We start from the raw sequence: 19959 nt of genomic DNA, 5'->3' as shown, positions 1-19959 counted from the left end.
TGCAACTGATCATTCCGCTGGATGCGCCGTCACCGTTCGGTGACCAGTGTTCAACGGCCGATCACGCCAGCCGGTGAAGCGGTTCACCATTGCGAAATAGAGACCATAAGGCAAAATCCGCAGGAGCTTCAGTACATAGGTGAAGCGCCTTGGGAAGGCGATCTCGAAAGCCTGAGATTTGAGACCCGCTGCAATGCGCTCGGCGGCCGTCTCCGGCGAGATCAGTGCTGGCATCGGAAAGCCGTTCTTTCGTATCGCAGGCGTGTCAATGAAGCCCGGATTGATGAGCTGGATGCGGATGCCGATCTTGTCGAGATCGAACTTCAGGCTTTCGGCCATGTTGATCAGAGCCGCTTTGGTCGCGCCATAAGCTGCACTGGTCGGTAATCCGGTGTAGCCGGTCGCCGAGGAAACGATGGCGATCTGCCCCTGCCCTTTCGCCTTCATATGGCTGATGGCCGGCAGCAGACAATTGACGACACCAGATAGGTTGACCGCGAATGTCTGTTCGAAATCGGCTCGGTTCAGATCCTCGCCGTGGACAGGGCGAAAGACGCCCGCACAGAGGATCGCCATGGCGAGCGCACCCTGTTCGTATTCGATCGAGGCCATGACATGTTCCATGTCCTCGGCATCAGTAACATCGCCATCGAGAACGATGATGCTGCCGGGCAAGCCGGCTGCCTCGACTTGCAATTCCACCAGTTTTGCGTGATTACGGGCAGTGGCCGCGACCCTGTATCCCTCGCCTGCAAGCTTTAGCGCCAGCGCGCGCCCTATTCCCGAGCTTGCACCGGAAATCCAGACGATGCCATGTTCCGGGCGAGCGATAAAATTGCGCATGACACTTCCTCCGGTCTGCCGATATGAGCTCGAAAACAGGCCCGGAAGCTCCTCATCTCTCCCGGGACCATGGCTCTATCACAGCATTGTGGCTGCTTTCAGCCGATGAGGTCGCCGATGATCTGCCGGAAGGGGCCAGTGAGGTTGATCGGTCCATCCGAAACGGCAAAGGCAATGCAAGGCCGCTCCTTTTCCGCGACAGGACGATGGTTGACGGCCGCGTCGGCAACCGAGATATCTCCCGGCCCACGACGTGACGGCAGCGTTGGAAGAGCGGCTGGAGTCAATCTTCGGATCACCGCTTGCGCGGAGACGACGAAAGGCTGGAAATGGAAGACTAATTTTATCGCGGGCTCCAGAGGCATGGAATAGGATTTCTTGCCAATGCCGCCTTGTGAAGGGAAAAGACCGTTCCTAAACTATGCGTAAACGAGGCAGATTCCATGACCTTCCACCCCTCCGTAATCGAGGCTATCGGCAATACGCCCCTCATCAAGCTCAAGGGTGTTTCCGAGGCGACCGGCTGCACTATCCTCGGCAAGGCCGAGTTCCTGAACCCCGGACAGTCGGTGAAGGACCGTGCGGCGCTCTACATCATCCGTGATGCGGAGAAGAAGGGGCTGCTCAAGCCCGGCGGCGTCATCGTCGAGGGCACGGCGGGCAACACCGGCATCGGCCTGACGGTCGTCGCAAAGGCGCTCGGCTATCGCACCGTCATCGTTATTCCGGAGACCCAGAGCCAGGAAAAGAAGGACGCGCTGCGCCTGCTGGGCGCCGAGCTCGTTGAAGTTCCGGCCGTGCCTTACAAGAACCCTAACAATTATGTGAAGGTTTCGGGGCGCCTCGCCGAACAGCTCGCCAAGAGCGAGCCGAACGGCGCGATCTGGGCCAATCAGTTCGACAATGTCGCCAACCGCCAAGCGCATATCGAAACCACCGCACCTGAAATCTGGAAAGATACTGACGGCAAGATCGACGGCTTCATCTGCTCAGTCGGCTCCGGCGGCACGCTTGCCGGAGTTGCGGCCGGTCTGAGGAGCTTCAACAAGGACATCAAGATCGGCATCGCTGATCCCGAGGGTGCGGCGCTCTACGAGTTCTACAAAAACGGCGCATTGAAATCCGAGGGCTCATCGATCACCGAAGGCATCGGACAGGGACGCATTACCGCCAATCTTGAAGGCTTCACGCCCGATTTCTCCTACCACGTCACCGATGCTGAATCGCTTCCCTACCTCTTCGATCTGGTCGAGCACGAGGGGCTTTGCCTTGGGGGCTCTACCGCAATCAACATTGCCGGCGCGGTGCGTCTTGCCCGGGACCTCGGTCCCGGCCATACGGTTGTGACGATCCTCTGCGACTATGGCAATCGCTATCAGTCCAAGCTCTTCAATCCGGACTTCCTGTTATCCAAGGGTCTTCCCATTCCTGCATGGATGGTGGGCTCGACGGACATCAAGATACCCTACGAACCTGCAGCGTGAGAACCGATGCCAGTCAATGCCCTCTACCGTGACGACTTCTATCTCTCCACATGTGAAGCGGTCGTCACGGCCGTTCATGAAGACGGCGGCATCGAACTGGATCAGACGTGCTTCTACGCAACATCTGGCGGACAACCGGGTGATACCGGCTTCTTCGAACGCACCGACGGCTCTAAGATAGAGCTTACTCTGGCAAAGCATGGCGCCACCAAGGACATGGTCATTCATGTACCGCTGGAAGGCCAGGCGCGACCGGAAACCGGCGAAAAGCTGGTGTTGCATATCGACTGGCCGCGCCGCTACAAGCTGATGCGCATGCACACGGCCTGCCATCTGCTCTCCGTCGTCTGCCCCTATCCGATTACCGGCGCTGCCGTCGGCGAGGATGAAAGCCGTGTCGATTTTGACATGACCGACACGATCGATAAGGATGAAGTGACGGCCAAGCTGATGGACCTCGTCAACCAGAACCATCCGGTCTATGTTCAATGGATTACGGATGAGGAACTTGCCGCCAATCCTGGTATCGTCAAATCGAAGAATGTGCGCCCGCCTGTCGGCCTCGGCCGTGTCAGCCTCGTTTGCATCGGCGAAAATTCCGCTGTTGACAGCCAGCCCTGCGGCGGCACGCATGTTTCTGAAACACAGGAAGTTGGTCAAATTCATATTGCCAAGATCGAGAAGAAGGGCAAAGAGAACCGGCGCTTCCGCATTCGCTTCGGCACACCCGGCGATGAAGCTTGATATCTGGGGGGATCATCATGAGCGAGATCAAGAGCCGTTTTGTCGTCGCTGCCGACTGGCTGCAAGCTGAACTCGGCAAGCCCGATCTGCGCGTCCTCGACGCATCCTTCTATCTTCCGGCGCAGAAACGCGATGCCGATGCCGAATATGCCGCCGGCCATATTCCGGGCGCGATCCGTTTCGATCAGGACAAGATCGCCGACCACTCGTCGAACCTGCCGCACACGATCCCCTCGCCCGATTATTTCGCCGCGGAAGTCGGCAAGCTCGGCATCAGCGAGAACGACCGCATCGTCGTCTATGACGGTATCGGCATGTTCGCCTCGCCGCGCGTCTGGTGGCTGTTCCGGGTAATGGGCGCGAAAAACGTCTTCGTGCTCGATGGCGGCCTCGACGGCTGGAAAGCTGAGGGACGGCCGCTCGAGACAGAAGTGCCGCACTATGTCCCGGCAACCTTCACGACAAATTATGATGCAAGCCGCGTCGTCTATCTCGACCAGATGCGCGATATCGTTTCCAGCGCTGCCCTGCAGATCGCCGATGCCCGCAGCGCCGGCCGTTTCGCAGCAACCGAGCCGGAACCGCGTGCCGGCATGCGCTCCGGTCATATGCCCGGCGCCCGCAGCCTGCCATCAGGCGTCTTTGCCAATCAAGGCCGCTTCAAGTCACTGCCCGAACTGAAGCAGACGATCGAGGATGCTGGCATCGACCTTTCCAAGCCAGTCGTCACCTCCTGTGGTTCGGGCATTACGGCTGCCATCATCACGCTGGCGCTGGAATCGCTGGGGCATACCGACAACAAGCTCTATGACGGCTCCTGGAGCGAATGGGGCAGCCGAGAGGATACGCCTGTCGTTACCGGACCGCCGGAACCGGTCAAAGCCTGACGCCCATGGGAAAGACGCCCGCCTCGCTCAAGGCCCATATCACGCGGCTTGAAATGGTTGCACCGCCGAAGGCAAGCCTGCCTGTGCCCGTCAACATCCAGACTGCGATCATGCGGGCGCCGGGCATTCCGCTCGCCTTCTATCGTTATCTCTATCGGCAAGTCGGTGCGCGCTGGCAATGGGTCGATCGGCTGAGGATGAGCGACGAAGAGCTGGCCGCAGCGCTGCATGATAAGCGCAACAATATTAGCGTCCTCTACGTCAATGGCGCACCGGCCGGCTTCTACGAATATCTTTGCGAGGACGCGGATACGATCGAGCTCTCGCATTTCGGGCTCATCGAGCACGCGCTCGGCCTCGGCATCGGCAAATGGTTCCTGCTCCAGGCACTCTATGCCATCTGGACGTTGAACCCGAAGAGGGTCACGACGACGACCAATAATCTTGATCATCCGCGCGCATTGCAGCTCTATCAGATGTTTGGCTTCTCTCCCGTCTCCACTGGGACCGCAATCGTCAGGCCGCTGAGCGACAAGGAATTGCTGGAACTAGCCAGAAGAGGCTGATTGCATTGCACCCGAACCCAGGCCTTGCCGATTCAGGCAAGAATCGGGTGGCTCGGGTGAGTTTCAGCGCAGACACTATGGCAAAGCTCATAAGGAGATTTGCCATGACCAGCATCCGGTTTTCCGCAATGCCGACAACAGATGCAGAAACGCTCTGGAGCGGCGGCCGCGACGCCTATGATCGTTTGCCGGAGACCATGATCTCCGATGGTCCGGGCCATCCCTGCCGTCACTGCCTGCGAAATATCGGCGCCGGAGAAGAACTGCTCGTCTTTGCCTATCGGCCCTTTTCAGAGCTGCAGCCCTATGCCGAGACCGGACCGATCTTCCTGCATAAGCAGCCTTGCCAGCGCTATTCCGCCGACGAGATTCTGCCTCCCGTGCTGACCACGAGCCCGGATTTCATCGTCCGCGGTTATGGTGAAGACGACAGGATCGTCTACGGCACCGGAGCGGTCACGCCAATCGAAAGAATTCCTGCCTATGCGGCTGATCTGCTCGCCCGGACCGGCATTGCCTATGTGCATGTGCGCTCAGCGCGCAACAATTGCTATCAGTGCCGGATCGACAAAGTAATGGCGCCGGCCCTTGTGGAAACCGGCGCCCTCACCTGACCTTGAGTTAGTTGCCTTACGCGACGTTGAGCGCGCTTTCCGGAGCGATGGCTTCATAACCAAGTGCATCGGCGACCGGCTTGTTGGTGATGCGCCCCCGGTGGACGTTGAGGCCATTGCGCAGGTGCTTGTCCTCGGCGATGGCGCGCAGACCGCGATCGGCGAGCGCCAGACCGTGGACCAGCGTCGCATTGTTCAGCGCATGGGCAGAGGTAACGGGGACAGCGCCCGGCATGTTGGCGACGCAATAATGTACGACGCCTTCGACGACATAAGTCGGCTCCGAATGCGTCGTCGCATGCGAGGTTTCGAAGCAGCCGCCCTGGTCAATGGCGACGTCGACAATGACGGACCCCTTCTTCATACCGGAGAGCATTTCGCGGGTGACGAGTTTCGGCGCGGCGGCACCAGGGATCAGGACAGCGCCGATGACGAGATCGGCGGAGAATACTTCTTCCTCCAACGCCTGAATGCTTGAATAGCGCGTGTGGATGCGGCCGTTGAAGATATCGTCGAGCTGGCGCAGGCGCGGCAGCGACTTATCGAGGATGCTGACATCGGCGCCGAGACCGGCGGCCATCTTGGCCGCATGCAGACCGACGACACCGCCGCCAATAATCGCGACCCTGGCCGGGAGAACGCCGGGCACACCGCCTAGCAGGATGCCAAGGCCACCATTGGCCTTCTGCAGCGCGGTCGCGCCGGCCTGGATCGAAAGACGACCGGCGACTTCGGACATCGGTGCCAACAGCGGCAGACCGCCTCGGTCGTCGGTCACCGTCTCGTAAGCGATGGCCGTAACGCCCGACGCGAGCAAGCCCTTGGTCTGTTCCGGATCCGGCGCAAGATGCAGGTAGGTGTAAAGGAGCTGACCGTCACGGAGCTGCGCCCATTCCGAAGGCTGGGGCTCCTTGACCTTGACGATCATATCGCACTTTTCGAAGATATCTTTGGCGGAGGCGGCGATTTTCGCGCCAGCAGCCACATAGGCGGCGTCATCGGCACCAATGCCGGCACCAGCCTTGCTTTCCACCCAGACCTCATGGCCGTGGGCGACATATTCTCTCACCGAAGCCGGCGTCAGACCGACGCGATATTCATGGTTCTTGATTTCCTTCGGGCAACCGACACGCATTCGCGTTCCTCTCATTTTATGTCCGCATTGCGCGGAACGTTTTCTTGGCCCTGAGATCCAACCACCGCGGCCGCGAAATGTCCTTGCAAATAGGATTTGCGCGACAACCAAATTTCGAAGATTATTGCGTTGATTATCTATTTTTCGAAGGTTCTTCGAATGTCCGACCTCGATAATATCGATCTTGCGATTCTGAGGGCGCTGCAGATCAATGCGCGTATCACCAATACGGAGCTTGCGGACAAGGTGGGGCTATCGCCTTCTGCCTGTTCGCGGCGGCTTGATATTCTTGAAAAGAGCGGCGTCATCGGCGGTTATCATGCTCGGCTTTCGCACAAGGCGCTGGACTACAAGATGATCGCCATCGTGCACATATCGCTATCCGGTCAGTTCGCCAAGACCCTATCGGAATTCGAGATGGCGGTGAAACGCTGTCCGAACGTTCTCGTCTGCTATTTGATGTCAGGCGAGTACGATTATATCCTGCGGGTTGCCGCCCGCGATCTTGAAGACTACGAGCGCATCCATCGCGACTGGCTTTCGGCGCTGCCGCATGTGGTGAAGATCAATTCGAGCTTTGCGCTGCGCGAAATCATCGACAGGCCGAATGTTGGCCTCTGAGCCCTTGCAAAGCCCGTGAAATCCTGCCCTAGCTTGATGTTGCGGCCCTCTCCCGCTTCGACGGCAAGACATGAAATCCAAGACCCACGGTTATATCTTTCTGCTCCTGGCGCTGACGATCTTTTCGGCGCAGGATGCGATCTCGAAGCATCTGGCTTCCTCCTATTCGCCTATCTTCGTGACGATGGTGCGCTATTGGGCCTTCGGCCTCTTCACCCTGGTTCTGGCTTCGAAGATGCGTGGCGGAATCGCCGCCACCTCCCGCACAAAACACCCCTTTCTTCAGATTTCGCGCGGCGTTCTGCTTGCCGCGCAGGTGGTGCTGGCAATCACCTGCTTTGCGCTGATCGGCCTTGCTCACTCGCAGGCGATCTTTGCCGCCACCCCCATCATCGTCGCGCTGCTTGCTATTCCGCTCCTTGGCGAGCGAGTCGGCTGGCGCCGCTGGACCGCTATTGGCGTCGGTCTTCTCGGTGTGCTGCTGATCCTGAAACCGGAAGGCGGATTCTTCGATGTGAATCTGCTAGTCGCGGTCATCTCCTGCTTCAACTTCGCGCTCTACGTGATCGCAACACGTTTTGTGAGCCGGCAGGATTCGGCGATGACGAGCTTCTTTTATACAGGTATCGTCGGTGCCGCGGTCATGACGCTTGCCGGCCCTTTTTACTGGACGCCAATACATGGATGGGACTGGATGTGGATGCTCGCTGTCTGCCTGACCGGCACGTCGAGCCACTATTTCCTGATCCGCGCCTACGACATGCTCGATGCCGCCGCAGTTCAGCCGCTCACCTATATCCAGCTCGTCTATGCCTCCATCCTCGGTGTGCTGATCTACGGGGAAACGCTGACCCTTAACATGATCGTGGGTTCTCTGATCGTTGTCGCAGCCGGCATCTTTACAGTCTGGCGTGAACATGTCGTGGCGCGGCGTGCGGCCGTGCCGAATTGAGTTTTCGCAGCAATTTTAAGTAAGCGCCTAAAGGCATCTCAATCTTCCGCTCCTATGCTTTTCCCGAATTCGTCACAGGGATAAGCATGACACGCAATCTCAAGATCATTGCCCGGAAGGCCGACCGAAGGAGCTGCCGTGTTTTCGGCAAGATCCGTTATCTGAACAACCAAGTGGATGCCCGCATCCTCGATATTTCCGCAACCGGTGCGGCACTCGAGGTCAAAGCGCCGCTTTATGCGGCCTCGGGCAGCAAGGTGCGCATCGAAGCCGAGAATCTCGGCCTGCTCGAAGGCGTCATCCGCTGGACGCATAATGGCCGCGTCGGCATTCAGTTCGACGTCAATTCCAATGCACGTGCGCTCGTAGCCTCCTACTTCCGCTTCTTCCATCGCGACGTGCCGCGCGTCCGCTAAGGCTCTCAAACGGTGCAGCTTTCGCGGCACCGTTGCTCTTCTGTCATTTTCGCGATGTACTCCTTTGCCGATCGTTCTAAGTTCATCGAACCGGATGATGCATGATGTCCAAAGGAGTGTTTCCATGTCTTCCATTTTCGATGTGCCTGCAATGAGCCGCCGTTCTCTGCTCGGCGGACTCGCCGCCACTTCCGCTCTTGTTCTGCTGCACCCGTTCAGCGCCCGCGCTGCTGCCAACCAGGCACATTTGCGGCTGATGGAGACGACCGACATTCACGTCAACGTCTTCCCTTATGACTATTATGCCGACAAACCGAACGACACGATGGGCCTGTCGCGTACGGCAACGATCATCGACACGATTCGCGCGGAAGCGATCAACTCGCTGCTGATCGACAATGGCGACGTGCTGCAGGGCAATCCGATGGGCGATTACATGGCCTATCAGCACGGCATGAAGGACGGCGACGTCCATCCGGTCGTCAAGGCGATGAACACGCTCGGTTATACCGTCGGCACGCTCGGAAACCACGAATTCAATTACGGCCTGGACTTCATGTTCAAGGTGCTGAACGGCGCGAACTTCCCCTTCGTCTGCGCCAACCTGACCAAGGGCCAGCTCGCCTCCAATCCGAGGCAGGACGACCTGTTCTTCAAGCCCTACATCATCGTCGAAAAGCAGATCAAGGATGGCGCCGGCAATGAAAGCCCGGTCAAGATCGGCTTCATCGGTTTCGTGCCGCCGCAGATCATGCTGTGGGATATCAAGAACCTCGAAGGCAAGGCGCAGACCCGCGATATCGTCGAGGCGGCCAAGGCCTGGGTGCCGGCCATGAAGGAAGCCGGCGCCGATATCGTCATCGCACTTTCGCATTCTGGCATCGATGGCTCCGGCCCGTCCGAGAAGATGGAAAATGCCTCGCTGCACCTTGCCGCCGTCGAGGGGATCGATGCGATCTTCACCGGACACCAGCATCTCGTCTTCCCCGGTCCGAAGACCTGGGATGGCATTGCCAATGCCGATCCGGTCAAGGGCACGCTGCACGGCAAGCCCGCCGTCATGGCTGGCTTCTGGGGCTCGCATCTCGGCCTGATCGATCTTCTGCTGGAGAAGGACGGCAACAGCTGGAAGATCGTCGACTTCACCTCCGAAGCACGGCCGATCTACCACCGCGACGACAAGAAGAAGGTCGTTGCCGATGTTGCCGACAAGAAGGAAGTCGTCGCCGCCGCCAAGGCCGAGCATGAGGCAACACTCGCCTATGTCCGCACGCCTGTCGGCAAGACCTCGGCACCGCTCTATTCCTATTTTGCCCTGGTCGCCGACGACCCCTCGGTGCAGATCGTTTCACAGGCTCAGACCTGGTACATCAAGCAGATGCTTGCCGATACGCAGTTCAAGGATTTGCCGGTTCTGTCGGCGGCAGCGCCGTTCAAGGCCGGCGGCCGCGGCGGTGCAGACTATTATACGGATGTTCCCGCCGGCGATATCGCCATCAAGAATGTCGCCGACCTCTATCTCTATCCGAACACGGTTCAGGCCGTCGCCATTACCGGCGCGCAGGTGAAGGAGTGGCTGGAAATGTCGGCCGGCATGTTCAATCACATCGAACCCGGCTCGAAGGACGCAGCCCTCCTGAACAATGATTTCCCGTCCTACAATTTCGATGTGATCGATGGCGTGACCTATCAGATCGACCTGTCGCAGCCGGCGAAATATGATTCGTCAGGCAAGGCGGTCAATCCGAACGCGAACCGCATCCAGAGCCTCGCCTTCGAGGGCAAGCCGATCGATTCGGCGCAGAAATTCGTCGTCGTCTCCAACAACTACCGCGCCGGCGGTGGCGGCAACTTCCCGGAAATCGCCTCCGACAAGGTGATCTTTCAGGCACCCGATACCAACCGCGATGTCATCGTCCGCTATGTTCATGATCAGGGCACGATCAATCCCTCTGCCGATGGCAACTGGACCTTCAAGCCCCTGCCCGGTACGACCGTCATGTTCGAAAGCAGCCCCAAGGCCAAGCAGTACCTCGCCGACGTCAAGAGCGTGAAGATAGAGGATGCCGGCGAAGGTGCCGAAGGTTTTGCGAAGTTCAGGCTGGTTCTCTAATCAGAAAGAGCGCGGCTTCGGCTGAAACCGCGCTCCATTTCCATCTGTCGAACGCTAAAGCCGGCGAAGCGACCCTATTCGGCAGCCTCCGGCATCGCGTGCACCCCGTCGATACCAAGCATGTTGATCATTTCGCCATGGCTTGGGCACATGGCAAGCCGGCGACGGAAGGCCTCGATCAGCCATTGGCCGGCAGGGCCTGGGGGATTGGCGGCCTTGCGCATGGCGTAGATCGGATATTCGCCCTGCTCGTAGGCATCAAGCTTGAGGGCAACCAGATTGCCCTTCATGATGTCGTCTCCAACGACCGCAACCGGCAGGCCGCCCCAACCGAGACCACCCTTGATGAGCTGATGCTTGGTCGCTATATCGCTGACGCGCCATGTCCTATAAGACAGGACATTGAAATCCCTGCCGTTGGTCAGACCTGAAGCATCCGAAACCACAAGCTGGATCTCTTCGCGCACATCGGCGAGCATCAGCGGGCGGCCGATACTCGCCAGCGGATGATCGGGGGCCACCACGGGCACCATGAACGAGTAGCCGATCTTTTCGGCAATGAGCGAATCGTCCTGTCGCAGCAACGCGCCGCCGATCCCGATATCGGCCTTGTCGTTCATGACCATGTCCATGACCATGCCAAGCTCACCGACATTCAGGTTCAGCGCAACACCCGGGAATTTTTCGCGAAATTCGCGCAACACCATCATGACGGCATTGGCAGGCACCATGGTGCTGGTCGCCAGAGAAAGCTCGGCTTCCAGCCCCTGCTTCATGCTCTTCACGCGGGCGCGCATGACTTCGAGGTCAGCCATCAGCCGGCGGGCATCCTCCAGCATCGCCTTGCCGGCATCCGTCAGTTTCGGCTGGCGGGCGCCGGAACGCTCGAAGAGCGTCACTTCGAGCTGGGCTTCCAGATTGGCGATCGTATAGCTGATGACCGACTGTGCGCGATTCAGCACGCGCGATGCCGCCGAAAAGCTGCCGGTTTCGGCGACCATCAGGAAAACCTGCAATTGATCCAGTGTCGGGTTGGGAAGCATCTTCCATCCAATACATCGATAGTTTCGATCGACATTATCCCAGTTTTTTCGATATCACGCCAGCCTTATTTGTTCTCTCGAACACAGCGGTTTGCCGCTCCCAAGCGGCCGCTGAAACCCAATTCGAGAGGAAATTCAATCATGTCTTCCATTCTTCTTCTGACGTCCAGCCCACGGTCGGAATCTCTTTCCACTCAGATCGCTGCCGAACTGGCCGACAAACTCAAGAGCCAGAACCCGGGCAGCGTCATCGTTCGCCGCGACCTCGCCGCAAATCCGCTGCCGCATATCGATGACCTGTTCACCGCCGCCATCCGTAAGCCGCCGGAAGCCCGCACTGCCCAGGAAGCCGCCGCCGTCAGGACCTCCGACGAACTGGTCAGCGAACTCCTGGCATCCGACAGCATCGTCATCGGCACCGGCCTCATCAACTTCAATATCTATTCGTCGCTCAAGACCTGGATCGATAATGTGGCCCGCGCCGGCCTGACCTTCAAGTACACGGAGAGCGGCCCGGTTGGGCTGGCCACCGGCAAGAAGCTCTACATCGTGCTTGCTTCGGGCGGTGTTTACTCTGAAGGTCCGGCTGCTGGCATGAACCATGCCGTTCCCTACCTGAAGTCGGTTCTCGGTTTCCTCGGCATCACCGATATCGAAACCATCTATGTCGAAGGTCTGGCTTTCGGTGCGGAAGCAGCTGAAAAGGCGATCGGCGCTGCCAAGTCGCGCGTCGAAGAACTCGCGCTCGCTGCCTAATCGACAAATTCAAAAGTTCCACTCGAGGGGCCAGCGCAATGCCGGCCCTTTCATTTTGCCGCGAAGTCACCGACGAAGGAACGAACCGTCTCCAGGATTTCGTCGGAGAATTTTTCGTCATCGACAATGCGCGCAAGGCCGACTGCGCCGATCATAGATGGCGGCATGACGAACGCGCCCTCCGGCGCCAAGATCTTTCGCGCGGCGTGACCGCGGCTAGCTGACTTTGACCACTCCAGAGCGACCGACGACACGATTACGGCCGCTCTTCTTTGCCTCGTACAGGCGCCCATCCGCTGCCGAAAGCAGCGCCGTGAAGCTCTCACCATCTTCGTCGGCGGTTGCGACCCCTATGCTGACCGATATCGGCGCATCGTTGGGTGTTTTTACACTGGTCGCGATCGTCCACCGCAAGCGTTCGGCAAGCAGCAGCGCTTCCTCATGGTTTGTGCCGGGGCAGACGGCCACGAACTCTTCGCCGCCAAAGCGGAAGACACGATCGCTGGAGCGGAGCGTCGTTCCAAGCCTGGAGGCAATGGCCCTCAGAACCTCGTCACCTTGCAGATGGCCGAAGCCGTCATTGACGTCTTTGAAATGGTCGGCATCGATGATGAGAACCGTCGCATACTGACCCTGCCGAAGTGCTTCTTGCACCATCAACGGCGCCTCAAGCTCCATCCGGCTGCGATCATAGACGCCGGTCAGCATATCGCGGCCGGTTCGTTCCAGAAGATCATTGTAGCGCTCTCGGAATGTCAGATCACCAAAGAGATCGCCGATCGAGCGGGCCGAGGCAGCAACGCCGTCCCGGCGGACATGATATTCGTAGATCGCAAACATCAGAGAATAGAGGCAGACCGCCAGCATCTTCGCTTTCCAACCGGCCCAGAAGGCCGTCGTCGGCACGCCTACGAAATAATGGAGGCCACTGAAGAAGCAGATCTGGTCAAACGTCAGAAGTACGAGGCCTGCAATCATGAAGCGCAGCACCACCCGCCGACGCATGTAATCACCGAGCTTCTCATAGAGCAGGATGATACCGAGCGAGTCGAGGTATAGGATTGCCGTACCCCAGACCATCAGCCAGCCCATATCTTTCAGGAAGTTGACGTCTGCCGGATGACCAGGCGACAGTTCCAGCGGCTGATGAAGCTGCAGTACCCAGGCAATGCCGACGGTTAGAAGATTGCCGATAAAGAGACCGTAGATCGGCTGACGGACCGTCGCCGCATCCTCCTGCCGGTAGAGCATGAGGATCATCATCAGCTTGCCGGAAAAGAAGATCGAAGACCCCGGCGAGACATCCCCGAAAGGCAGGGAAACATAGAAGACCGCGGCAAGGTAAGTTTCCATGAAATGCATGACGCCGAGCGCCGTCAGGAAAACACCCAATCCAAGGCGCAGGCGAAAATGCAGGAGGCTGACCATCAGCACGAAGTAACCGACGGCTTGGACGATGAAGAGAGCGGCGTTGAAGAGCTCCATCACGGCCCTCCGACTACAGGACCGCGCCAAAGAGCCATAGCCGCCGCGGCGGGTCTTCTGGTCGATAGTCCGGAAAGCTCAAACACAAGCGGCACCCTGCAAACCCTGCAGGCGCCACCTTCGCTACAATCCTTTAAGATTAGGTGAGCAAGCCAGCGGTTTCCGTCACGGAAATGCTGTCATAGTTTTGAAAAACAATGGGAAACGCCAGGCCGACGGGGCTTGTCCGGCTAATCCTCAGACCTGCCGAAGCTTCTCGCCGTCGCTGAAAAGCGATGGACCATGCTGATCGATAATCTGCTGCGCCTTGCGCACGGTGCATTCGATTGCATCATCGGATGAAGAGAAGAGATCGGCGCGGATGAACTTGCGCACCAAAACGTCCTCGCCAACTTTCTTTTCAATGCGACCGGCCAAACGATACTGGCCGCCTTCCTTTTGCGGCTCCGCGTAGATGGTGCAATCGCCATAGAGCTGCGGCTCGCCGGAAGGACCCGCAGCCGCCTCGCTCGAGGATTTGCTGCCCCCGGTGAAGACAGAGAGAATATTTGAAAGGAACGAAGCCATGATCCGCCTTTAGCACGCAGTGCAGTTGACGCAAAGTCAAATGATCAGATTTGCGAGGATCTCGTTTTCGGTGATGTCCTCGAAGCCCATGCCGGCGCTTTCGAAATTCGCGACCAGCGTCGTGAAATTCTCTGGAGTCGTCGTCTCGATGCCGATCAGGATTGAACCGAAATTGCGCGCCGATTTCTTGAGATATTCGAAGCGGGCGATATCGTCATGCGGTCCAAGAAGATTGAGGAAATCGCGCAGAGCGCCAGGACGCTGGGCGAGGCGCAGGATGAAGTATTTCTTCAAGCCGGCGTGGCGCATGGCCCTTTCCTTGACGTCCGGCAGCCGCTCGAAATCGAAATTGCCGCCCGAGACGACTGCAACGATCGTCTTGCCCTTTATGGCCTCGCGATCCATCGCGGCGATTGCCGTCAGAGACAGAGCGCCGGCAGGCTCCAACACCACGCCTTCAACGTTCAACATCTCCTGGATGGTGACGCAGATGGCGTTCTCGGGCATCAGCCTGACCTGATCGACCGAAAAGTCTTTCAATGCTGCGAAATTCAGGTCGCCAATGCGGGCGACCGCTGCGCCATCGACGAAATTGTCGACCTTGGGAAGCGTGACCACCTGCCCTGCCTCAAGGCTGCGGTGCAGGCTCGGCGCGCCGGCTGGCTCGGCAAAGACGAAGCCGGATTGCAGCACAACGCCGTCGAGAAAGCCGGTGATACCGGCAGCAAGACCGCCGCCGCCGACTGGCAGCACGACCAAATCGGGTACGACGCCCTCGGGGAGTTGCTGCATGATTTCCGCGGCGACCGTCGCCTGACCCTCGATGATATCGGCATGGTCGAAGGGCGGCACCATGACGCCACCGATTGCCTCGACGCGATCGCGGGCAGCCTGATAGCACTGGTCGAAGAAATCGCCGATGAGTTCGATGGTGATAAAGCCGGCGCCGAACATGCGGGTCTTGTCGATCTTCTGCTGCGGTGTGGTGACCGGCATGAAAACGACGCCGGGAACGCCGAAATGGCGGCAGACGAAGGCAAAACCCTGCGCGTGATTGCCGGCGGAGGCGCAGACGAAAGTCTTGTCGCCCGCCCCTTCGGCGATCGCCTTGCGGAAGAAATTGAACGCGCCGCGGATCTTGTAGGATCTCACCGGCGAAAGATCCTCGCGCTTCAGCCAGATATCGGCTCCATAACGCGCGGACAGATGATCATTGAGCTGCAGCGGCGTCGCGGGGAAAAGGCTGCGCATCGCCTCTTCGGCGCCTTCGACATCGTGTTTCGTCACGGGCGTTCGTCCATTCTTCAAAAAAATCCAGCCGCCGCTATGACACAGCCAGCCAGCGGAAAGAAGCCCGTTTGCGCCTTTTGTCGTTCGCTCGATGAAAGGCTTCCTTAAGCGAGTCATCAGATTACGCCGGTGTGAACCGCTTTTAACTTGATGGCACATAGCATTCGCCAATATGAACGTCTAATGACACCCAAGATCGTAAAGCCGCTGGCGTGGCTTCTTCTCGCCTTCATCCTGTTCGTGACAGTTTCGCCGATCGAATTGCGGCCGAACACGATAGAGACACCCGATATCGATCGGGCCGCGGCTTACTTGGCCGCCGGACTTGCTTTTTCTTTGGCCTATCCGAAGCACTGGAAAACAGTCGCAGTGCTGCTGATCTTCGGCGCCCTGGCGATCGAATATCTGCAATATCTGTCGCCGACCCGGCATCCGCGCCTTCACGATGCGGGCGTCAAGGCCATGGGCGCCGCACTCGGCCTGCTCGCCGGCTGGGCTTTCAATAAATGGCGTGAGACAAAAACGGTAGCGAATGCCGCTGCGGGGTTTGTTCGACGCTAAAGCTAGACAGGGACGTCTGAGCCTACGCAGTTGCACGGCCAGCGGCACCGCGGCGTTTCTGCTCCAGCTCGATCCGATCGACGTCAAGTCTGCCTGACCGCAGCTTTTGCTGCTTGCCGACTCCATGCGCGGCAGCTGTCCACTTTCCGCTCCGGACTAGAGTCCGCGCTTCCAGTGCGGGCCTCTTTTTCGTTTGAACGGGGACTCCGTACCAGACCAAGGTCTGGTCGATGCTGTGTACCATTCCCATGGGTGAGACGACGAATTATGGTGCGCTGGCGGCTAATTTGGGCACGCGCGATGCCCGAGACGTAACCGAAGCAATTGCTTCAAACCCGATAGCCATTCTCGTGCCATGTCACCGCGTCATCAAGAAGGACGGCTCGACCTCCGGCTACCGCTGGGGCTTCAAGCGAAAGCGCGACCTGCTGGCGCGTGAGCATCGGCTCAGTCACCTCAAATCTGTTTAGTATCCGCGCAACTGCAAGGCCCAGAAGAAGAGGGGCACCGCTGCCACCGCTGTTCCCAAGAGTAGAAGCGCGCTCATCTTGAAAAGTCTGATGCGCCGCGTCCTTGCTCCATCCCAGTCGTAAACCATCGCCTTACTCCCACTAAGACAATACTTACTCAACCGCACAGTGCCTACATTTTTTGCACCGTTGAGGCCATAGACAAGCGCTGCCTATGGTTTATTCACATTATACAAGCATATTCGAACGGATTTATAAAGAGAGTGCAAGCGACGGGGATCGAACCGTATAGCCTAAGGCTGAGGGATCTTAAGTTAGCATGGTATAGAACCGGACGGATTAAGCGGGTCCCCGGTGTTTTCAATCGTCCCTGATGCGGGGGCATCTCCGCCTTGATGGAGTTATTACAGACGCGCGAGGCTCTACTTAAGTCAGCGCTCAGTAGATGTGGAATTCAGCCAAGGTTCCTGCGTTTTTCCAAGTCGCTGGCCGCTGAAACGAACTCGCCGGCACCCGCCTTGATGAGCCCCTCGCGAATATGCTGCGTATCGGATTCTTGGGTGTAGTGCAGCGTAGCAAGGAACGGCTTGATGCCGAAGTCGGGCGCAAGCGCTTTGACCTGCTTCAAATGTGCAGATGCGGCAATATCGTCGCCAAGCCAGCCATAGCAGGCCGCCACGAAAGCGTGCTGGACGTGGTCCATGGCGGAAAGATGCATGAATGCCTCGATCGCCTCGCCATATTGCCGGGCGGTGAAGTGGGCCTTTCCGAGGTGGCTCCAAAAACGTGCCGGATGATGCGGGTTGAGCCGCATGGCCTTGCGGATCCATTCGACTCCTTCTTCCGGCCGGCCGAGCCAGGTCAGCAACTCACCCTGCTGAACCACCACCAGGTCGTAATTGGGGTTGAGCGAGAGGGCGCGCTCCTGATGATAGCGTGCCGTCGTCAGTTGGTTGTTGTTGACATTGACCGCGGCGAGAATGCGATGCACGTCGGCGTCGTTGTCGTCGAGCGAAAGCGCCCGCTCCAGCTCGGAGTTGACTTGCGCCCAGACCGCATCCTTGTCACTGCACCAGTCGTTCACCCAGGCCTGCCCGAGGATGCAAGCCCGCCAGGCATGAGCATGCGCATAGCCTGGGTCGATCTCTATGGCCCTGCCGATCAGCGTCTGGGCTTGCTCATTGTCCGGGGCGCTGCTTCTATGGTGCAGCACCTTGGCCGCGAGCACACATTCGTAGGCGGCCATGTTTGCCGGCTTCGTGCGGGCGAGTTGGTCTCGCTGGGCCGCTTCGACGCGGCCGGGAAGCGTGGCGGCGATCGCGGCAGTCACCTCGTCCTGGATGGCGAAAATGTCGTCGAGTCTGCGGTCGTATTTGTCCGCCCAGACATGAGCATCGTTGACAGCATCGATCAACTGGACCGTGACGCGCACCCTGTCGCCGATTTTCCTTACGCTGCCTTCGACCAAGTACTGGGCGCCGAGCTTCTCTGCCACCTCGCGCACATTGACGGGTTGGTTCTTGTAGACGAAGCTGGAGTTGCGCGAGATGACGAAGAGCTCGTGGCGGCGCGACAGTTCGGTGAGGATATCCTCGGTCAGACCGTCGGCAAAGAACTCCTGTTCGGGATCACCGCTCATGTTATTAAAGGGAAGAACGACGATCGTGGGTTTGGAAGCGGTCCGCTTGCCGTCCGCGGCATCCGCCGCGGCCGCCAGGACGGTGTCGTCGACCCCGACCCGATAAAGGTGAACCGGACGGCTGATATTCTTCAGTGCCTTCTCGCCAAGGTCCTCGATGGCCACTTCAAGTCGGTCGGCGATTTGCGTCGCTACCGCGGCCGTGATGCAGATACCTCCGACATCGGCCATTTGTTCGACGCGCGCGGCTATGTTCACACCGTCGCCGAAAATGTCATCGTCGTCGAAAATGATATCGCCGACATTGATGCCGATCCGGAATTCGATCCGTCGATCCTGCGGCACGTCGGAATTGCGCCGTTTCATGCGCTGCTGGATTTCGACGGCGCATCTGACAGCGTCGGTCACACTCTGGAATTCGACCAGCATGCCGTCGCCCGTCGTCTTGATGATGCGGCCCTCATTTTTGGCGACGGCAGGGTCGATCAACTCTATGCGATGGGTTCTGAGGCGAGCGAGCGTGCCTGCTTCGTCCGCCTCCATCAGTCGGCTATAGCCTGCCATGTCGGCGGCCAGAACTGCTGCTAGTCTTTGTTTCATAGATTTGCCAGCAAAGGGTTCGCCGTGACCAGACCGGAATTGGCGGCCTCAAGCCATTTTACCGCAGGCCGTTGCGATCGCCTATCTAAATTAGCGTCCCCTGATGATATGAGCAGCCAGCGCTTCGGATGCCCCCCTGAGGAAATAGCGGGATTTCTGTTCGAAGGAGGATAAGCTACTTTTTGAACGATAATTCAATGTGGTGCGAGCGACGGGGATCGAACCCGTATAGCCTAAGGCCGAGGGATTTTAAGTCCCTTGCGTCTACCAGTTTCGCCACGCTCGCGCGCCGTCCAGATCAACGACTTAGGCGGATTCGTCAAGTTTTGTTTTGCGGGCGATCCCTGCATTGCTTCGAAATAAAACGGCGGCCTGGAGGACCGCCGTCTCAGAAAGCGATTTTTGGCTAAGCTTAAGCGAGCTTTGCAGCAATTTTGGCGACGTGTGCGCCCTGATACCTGGCCGCGTCGAGCTCGATTGCCGACGGCTGGCGAGAGCCGTCGCCGTTGGTGATGGTGGATGCGCCGTAGGGCGAGCCGCCCTTGACCTCTTCCGTGCCCATCTGGCCCTGGAATGCATAGGGAAGGCCGACATAAGCCATACCCTGATGAAGGAAGGTCGGAACGAAGCCGAGGATCGTCGATTCCTGGCCGCCGTGCTGCGTCGCGGAGGAAGTGAACATCGAGCCGACCTTGCCGACGAGCTTGCCGGTGAACCACAGGCCGCCCGTCTGGTCCCAGAAGTTGCGCATCTGCGATGCAACCGTGCCGAAACGCGTGCCGGCGCCGACGATGATCGCGTCGTAGTCGGGCAGTTCGTCGACGGTGGCGATCGGCGCTGCCTGATCGAGCTTGTAGTGGGAAGCCTTGGCGACTTCTTCGGAAACCAGTTCCGGAACGCGCTTAACGACGACATCAGCGCCGGCGGACCTTGCGCCTTCGGCTACGGCGTAAGCCATGGTTTCGATGTGACCGTAAGCCGAGTAGTAGAGGACGAGAATCTTCGCCATTGTTATCTCCATCAGGACTGGTTGAATTTCGTGACCACGACCGTTCTAGCAGGGCATCCGGTTCAACATAGTCCCGCGTCGAAGAACTCACTGTTCACCGTCTATAGACGAAATTTCACTTGCCGTTTTGCTTTCGATTGGACGGGTTTTCCGCTTTGCCGTTT

18 protein-coding genes, 1 tRNA gene and 4 pseudogenes are annotated in these 19959 nt (G+C 58.6%); 12 read left to right on the top strand and 11 right to left on the bottom strand.

Features of this window, described 5'->3' with window-relative positions:
• Positions 1 to 9 precede the first annotated feature (9 nt).
• Together EV281_RS02120 and EV281_RS02115 are read right to left on the bottom strand one after the other, a co-directional pair.
• The gene (locus EV281_RS02120) at positions 10 to 843 is read right to left on the bottom strand and encodes an SDR family NAD(P)-dependent oxidoreductase (protein WP_132651289.1); all 834 of its coding nucleotides are present in this window, start codon (positions 841 to 843) and stop codon (positions 10 to 12) included.
• A 98-nt stretch (positions 844 to 941) separates the two neighbouring features.
• Positions 942 to 1091 (bottom strand): annotated as a pseudogene (locus tag EV281_RS02115) (transcriptional regulator); the annotation flags it as partial.
• Between the two features lie 195 nt (positions 1092 to 1286).
• Here EV281_RS02115 and EV281_RS02110 point away from each other — a divergent pair.
• The 5 genes from EV281_RS02110 to EV281_RS02090 all read left to right on the top strand — a co-directional run bounded on the left by EV281_RS02110 (position 1287) and on the right by EV281_RS02090 (position 5138).
• Entirely contained in the window at positions 1287 to 2327 is a 1041-nt protein-coding gene (locus tag EV281_RS02110; RefSeq protein ID WP_132651288.1) for a cysteine synthase A, read from the top strand.
• 6 nt (positions 2328 to 2333) lie between these two features.
• Positions 2334 to 3071 carry an alanyl-tRNA editing protein gene (locus EV281_RS02105; protein ID WP_132651287.1) on the top strand — a complete coding sequence of 246 codons (738 nt, stop codon included), beginning with the start codon at positions 2334 to 2336 and terminating at the stop codon, positions 3069 to 3071.
• A gap of 17 nt (positions 3072 to 3088) precedes the next feature.
• Positions 3089 to 3958: a 3-mercaptopyruvate sulfurtransferase gene (gene sseA / locus EV281_RS02100; protein WP_132651286.1), complete on the top strand. Its 870-nt coding sequence runs from the start codon at positions 3089 to 3091 to the stop codon at positions 3956 to 3958.
• Positions 3959 to 3963: 5 nt separating this feature from the next.
• Positions 3964 to 4524: a GNAT family N-acetyltransferase gene (locus EV281_RS02095; protein ID WP_132651285.1), complete on the top strand. Its 561-nt coding sequence runs from the start codon at positions 3964 to 3966 to the stop codon at positions 4522 to 4524.
• Positions 4525 to 4628: 104 nt separating this feature from the next.
• Positions 4629 to 5138 (top strand): DUF1203 domain-containing protein, encoded by a 510-nt coding sequence (locus tag EV281_RS02090; protein ID WP_132651284.1) that lies wholly within the window; start codon positions 4629 to 4631, stop codon positions 5136 to 5138.
• 16 nt (positions 5139 to 5154) lie between these two features.
• Here the strand turns inward: EV281_RS02090 and ald are convergent, their stop codons facing one another.
• A complete protein-coding gene (ald, locus tag EV281_RS02085; RefSeq protein ID WP_132651283.1) occupies positions 5155 to 6273 on the bottom strand; it encodes an alanine dehydrogenase in 1119 nt (372 codons plus the stop codon).
• A 159-nt stretch (positions 6274 to 6432) separates the two neighbouring features.
• Between ald and EV281_RS02080 the strand changes: the two genes are divergently transcribed.
• The 4 genes and pseudogenes from EV281_RS02080 to EV281_RS02065 all read left to right on the top strand — a co-directional run bounded on the left by EV281_RS02080 (position 6433) and on the right by EV281_RS02065 (position 10375).
• On the top strand, positions 6433 to 6894 hold the full coding sequence (locus EV281_RS02080) for an Lrp/AsnC family transcriptional regulator (protein WP_132651282.1): 462 nt from the start codon (positions 6433 to 6435) through the stop codon (positions 6892 to 6894).
• Positions 6895 to 6964: 70 nt separating this feature from the next.
• Positions 6965 to 7846: a DMT family transporter gene (locus EV281_RS02075; RefSeq protein ID WP_132651281.1), complete on the top strand. Its 882-nt coding sequence runs from the start codon at positions 6965 to 6967 to the stop codon at positions 7844 to 7846.
• 86 nt (positions 7847 to 7932) lie between these two features.
• Positions 7933 to 8247, top strand: a pseudogene (locus tag EV281_RS02070) (PilZ domain-containing protein); the annotation flags it as partial.
• A 139-nt stretch (positions 8248 to 8386) separates the two neighbouring features.
• Positions 8387 to 10375 (top strand): bifunctional 2',3'-cyclic-nucleotide 2'-phosphodiesterase/3'-nucleotidase, encoded by a 1989-nt coding sequence (locus tag EV281_RS02065; RefSeq protein ID WP_132651279.1) that lies wholly within the window; start codon positions 8387 to 8389, stop codon positions 10373 to 10375.
• 74 nt (positions 10376 to 10449) lie between these two features.
• On the opposite strand, the gene EV281_RS02060 is transcribed toward EV281_RS02065, so the two are convergent.
• Complete coding sequence (locus EV281_RS02060) at positions 10450 to 11418, bottom strand: LysR family transcriptional regulator (protein WP_132651278.1); 969 nt, start codon at positions 11416 to 11418, stop codon at positions 10450 to 10452.
• A 141-nt stretch (positions 11419 to 11559) separates the two neighbouring features.
• Here EV281_RS02060 and EV281_RS02055 point away from each other — a divergent pair, with 141 nt between their 5' ends.
• Positions 11560 to 12174: an FMN-dependent NADH-azoreductase gene (locus EV281_RS02055; RefSeq protein WP_132651277.1), complete on the top strand. Its 615-nt coding sequence runs from the start codon at positions 11560 to 11562 to the stop codon at positions 12172 to 12174.
• A gap of 50 nt (positions 12175 to 12224) precedes the next feature.
• Here the strand turns inward: EV281_RS02055 and EV281_RS32045 are convergent.
• The 4 genes and pseudogenes from EV281_RS32045 to ilvA form a co-directional block, all read right to left on the bottom strand.
• Positions 12225 to 12329: pseudogene (locus EV281_RS32045) on the bottom strand (TetR/AcrR family transcriptional regulator); the annotation flags it as partial.
• Between the two features lie 61 nt (positions 12330 to 12390).
• Positions 12391 to 13662 (bottom strand): GGDEF domain-containing protein, encoded by a 1272-nt coding sequence (locus EV281_RS02045; protein ID WP_132651276.1) that lies wholly within the window; start codon positions 13660 to 13662, stop codon positions 12391 to 12393.
• Between the two features lie 234 nt (positions 13663 to 13896).
• Positions 13897 to 14226 carry an HlyU family transcriptional regulator gene (locus EV281_RS02040; protein WP_132651275.1) on the bottom strand — a complete coding sequence of 110 codons (330 nt, stop codon included), beginning with the start codon at positions 14224 to 14226 and terminating at the stop codon, positions 13897 to 13899.
• Between the two features lie 36 nt (positions 14227 to 14262).
• Positions 14263 to 15513: a threonine ammonia-lyase gene (ilvA, locus tag EV281_RS02035; RefSeq protein ID WP_132651274.1), complete on the bottom strand. Its 1251-nt coding sequence runs from the start codon at positions 15511 to 15513 to the stop codon at positions 14263 to 14265.
• A gap of 186 nt (positions 15514 to 15699) precedes the next feature.
• Here ilvA and EV281_RS02030 point away from each other — a divergent pair, with 186 nt between their 5' ends.
• On the top strand, positions 15700 to 16077 hold the full coding sequence (locus EV281_RS02030; protein ID WP_132651273.1) for a VanZ family protein: 378 nt from the start codon (positions 15700 to 15702) through the stop codon (positions 16075 to 16077).
• 215 nt (positions 16078 to 16292) lie between these two features.
• Positions 16293 to 16547: pseudogene (locus tag EV281_RS02025) on the top strand (MGMT family protein); the annotation flags it as partial.
• Positions 16548 to 17001: 454 nt separating this feature from the next.
• Here EV281_RS02025 and EV281_RS02020 read toward each other — a convergent pair.
• From EV281_RS02020 to wrbA, 3 genes are all read right to left on the bottom strand, one after another.
• The gene (locus tag EV281_RS02020; RefSeq protein ID WP_132651272.1) at positions 17002 to 18786 is read right to left on the bottom strand and encodes an adenylate/guanylate cyclase domain-containing protein; all 1785 of its coding nucleotides are present in this window, start codon (positions 18784 to 18786) and stop codon (positions 17002 to 17004) included.
• Between the two features lie 200 nt (positions 18787 to 18986).
• Positions 18987 to 19072 (bottom strand) — tRNA-Leu (locus EV281_RS02015).
• Positions 19073 to 19198: 126 nt separating this feature from the next.
• Positions 19199 to 19795: an NAD(P)H:quinone oxidoreductase type IV gene (gene wrbA, locus EV281_RS02010; protein WP_132651271.1), complete on the bottom strand. Its 597-nt coding sequence runs from the start codon at positions 19793 to 19795 to the stop codon at positions 19199 to 19201.
• Between the last annotated feature and the right edge of the window lie 164 nt (positions 19796 to 19959).

Origin of the sequence: Rhizobium sp. BK418 (assembly GCF_004341105.1) — a bacterium.
In the GTDB taxonomy this organism is placed as follows: domain Bacteria; phylum Pseudomonadota; class Alphaproteobacteria; order Rhizobiales; family Rhizobiaceae; genus Rhizobium.
This window is presented reverse-complemented; position numbering and strand designations above follow the sequence as displayed.

Excerpts from the sequence above, each read along its gene's own strand:
- EV281_RS02020 (WP_132651272.1), bottom strand. The coding sequence starts at position 18,786 with ATGAAACAAAGACTAGCAGCAGTTCTGGCCGCCGACATGGCAGGCTAT.
- EV281_RS02105 (WP_132651287.1), top strand. The coding sequence starts at position 2,334 with ATGCCAGTCAATGCCCTCTACCGTGACGACTTCTATCTCTCCACATGT.
- ald (WP_132651283.1), bottom strand. The coding sequence starts at position 6,273 with ATGCGTGTCGGTTGCCCGAAGGAAATCAAGAACCATGAATATCGCGTC.
- EV281_RS02055 (WP_132651277.1), top strand. The coding sequence starts at position 11,560 with ATGTCTTCCATTCTTCTTCTGACGTCCAGCCCACGGTCGGAATCTCTT.
- EV281_RS02065 (WP_132651279.1), top strand. The coding sequence starts at position 8,387 with ATGTCTTCCATTTTCGATGTGCCTGCAATGAGCCGCCGTTCTCTGCTC.
- EV281_RS02080 (WP_132651282.1), top strand. The coding sequence starts at position 6,433 with ATGTCCGACCTCGATAATATCGATCTTGCGATTCTGAGGGCGCTGCAG.
- EV281_RS02040 (WP_132651275.1), bottom strand. The coding sequence starts at position 14,226 with ATGGCTTCGTTCCTTTCAAATATTCTCTCTGTCTTCACCGGGGGCAGC.
- EV281_RS02120 (WP_132651289.1), bottom strand. The coding sequence starts at position 843 with ATGCGCAATTTTATCGCTCGCCCGGAACATGGCATCGTCTGGATTTCC.
- EV281_RS02030 (WP_132651273.1), top strand. The coding sequence starts at position 15,700 with ATGACACCCAAGATCGTAAAGCCGCTGGCGTGGCTTCTTCTCGCCTTC.
- EV281_RS02110 (WP_132651288.1), top strand. The coding sequence starts at position 1,287 with ATGACCTTCCACCCCTCCGTAATCGAGGCTATCGGCAATACGCCCCTC.
- EV281_RS02075 (WP_132651281.1), top strand. The coding sequence starts at position 6,965 with ATGAAATCCAAGACCCACGGTTATATCTTTCTGCTCCTGGCGCTGACG.
- EV281_RS02090 (WP_132651284.1), top strand. The coding sequence starts at position 4,629 with ATGACCAGCATCCGGTTTTCCGCAATGCCGACAACAGATGCAGAAACG.
- wrbA (WP_132651271.1), bottom strand. The coding sequence starts at position 19,795 with ATGGCGAAGATTCTCGTCCTCTACTACTCGGCTTACGGTCACATCGAA.
- sseA (WP_132651286.1), top strand. The coding sequence starts at position 3,089 with ATGAGCGAGATCAAGAGCCGTTTTGTCGTCGCTGCCGACTGGCTGCAA.
- EV281_RS02095 (WP_132651285.1), top strand. The coding sequence starts at position 3,964 with ATGGGAAAGACGCCCGCCTCGCTCAAGGCCCATATCACGCGGCTTGAA.
- EV281_RS02060 (WP_132651278.1), bottom strand. The coding sequence starts at position 11,418 with ATGCTTCCCAACCCGACACTGGATCAATTGCAGGTTTTCCTGATGGTC.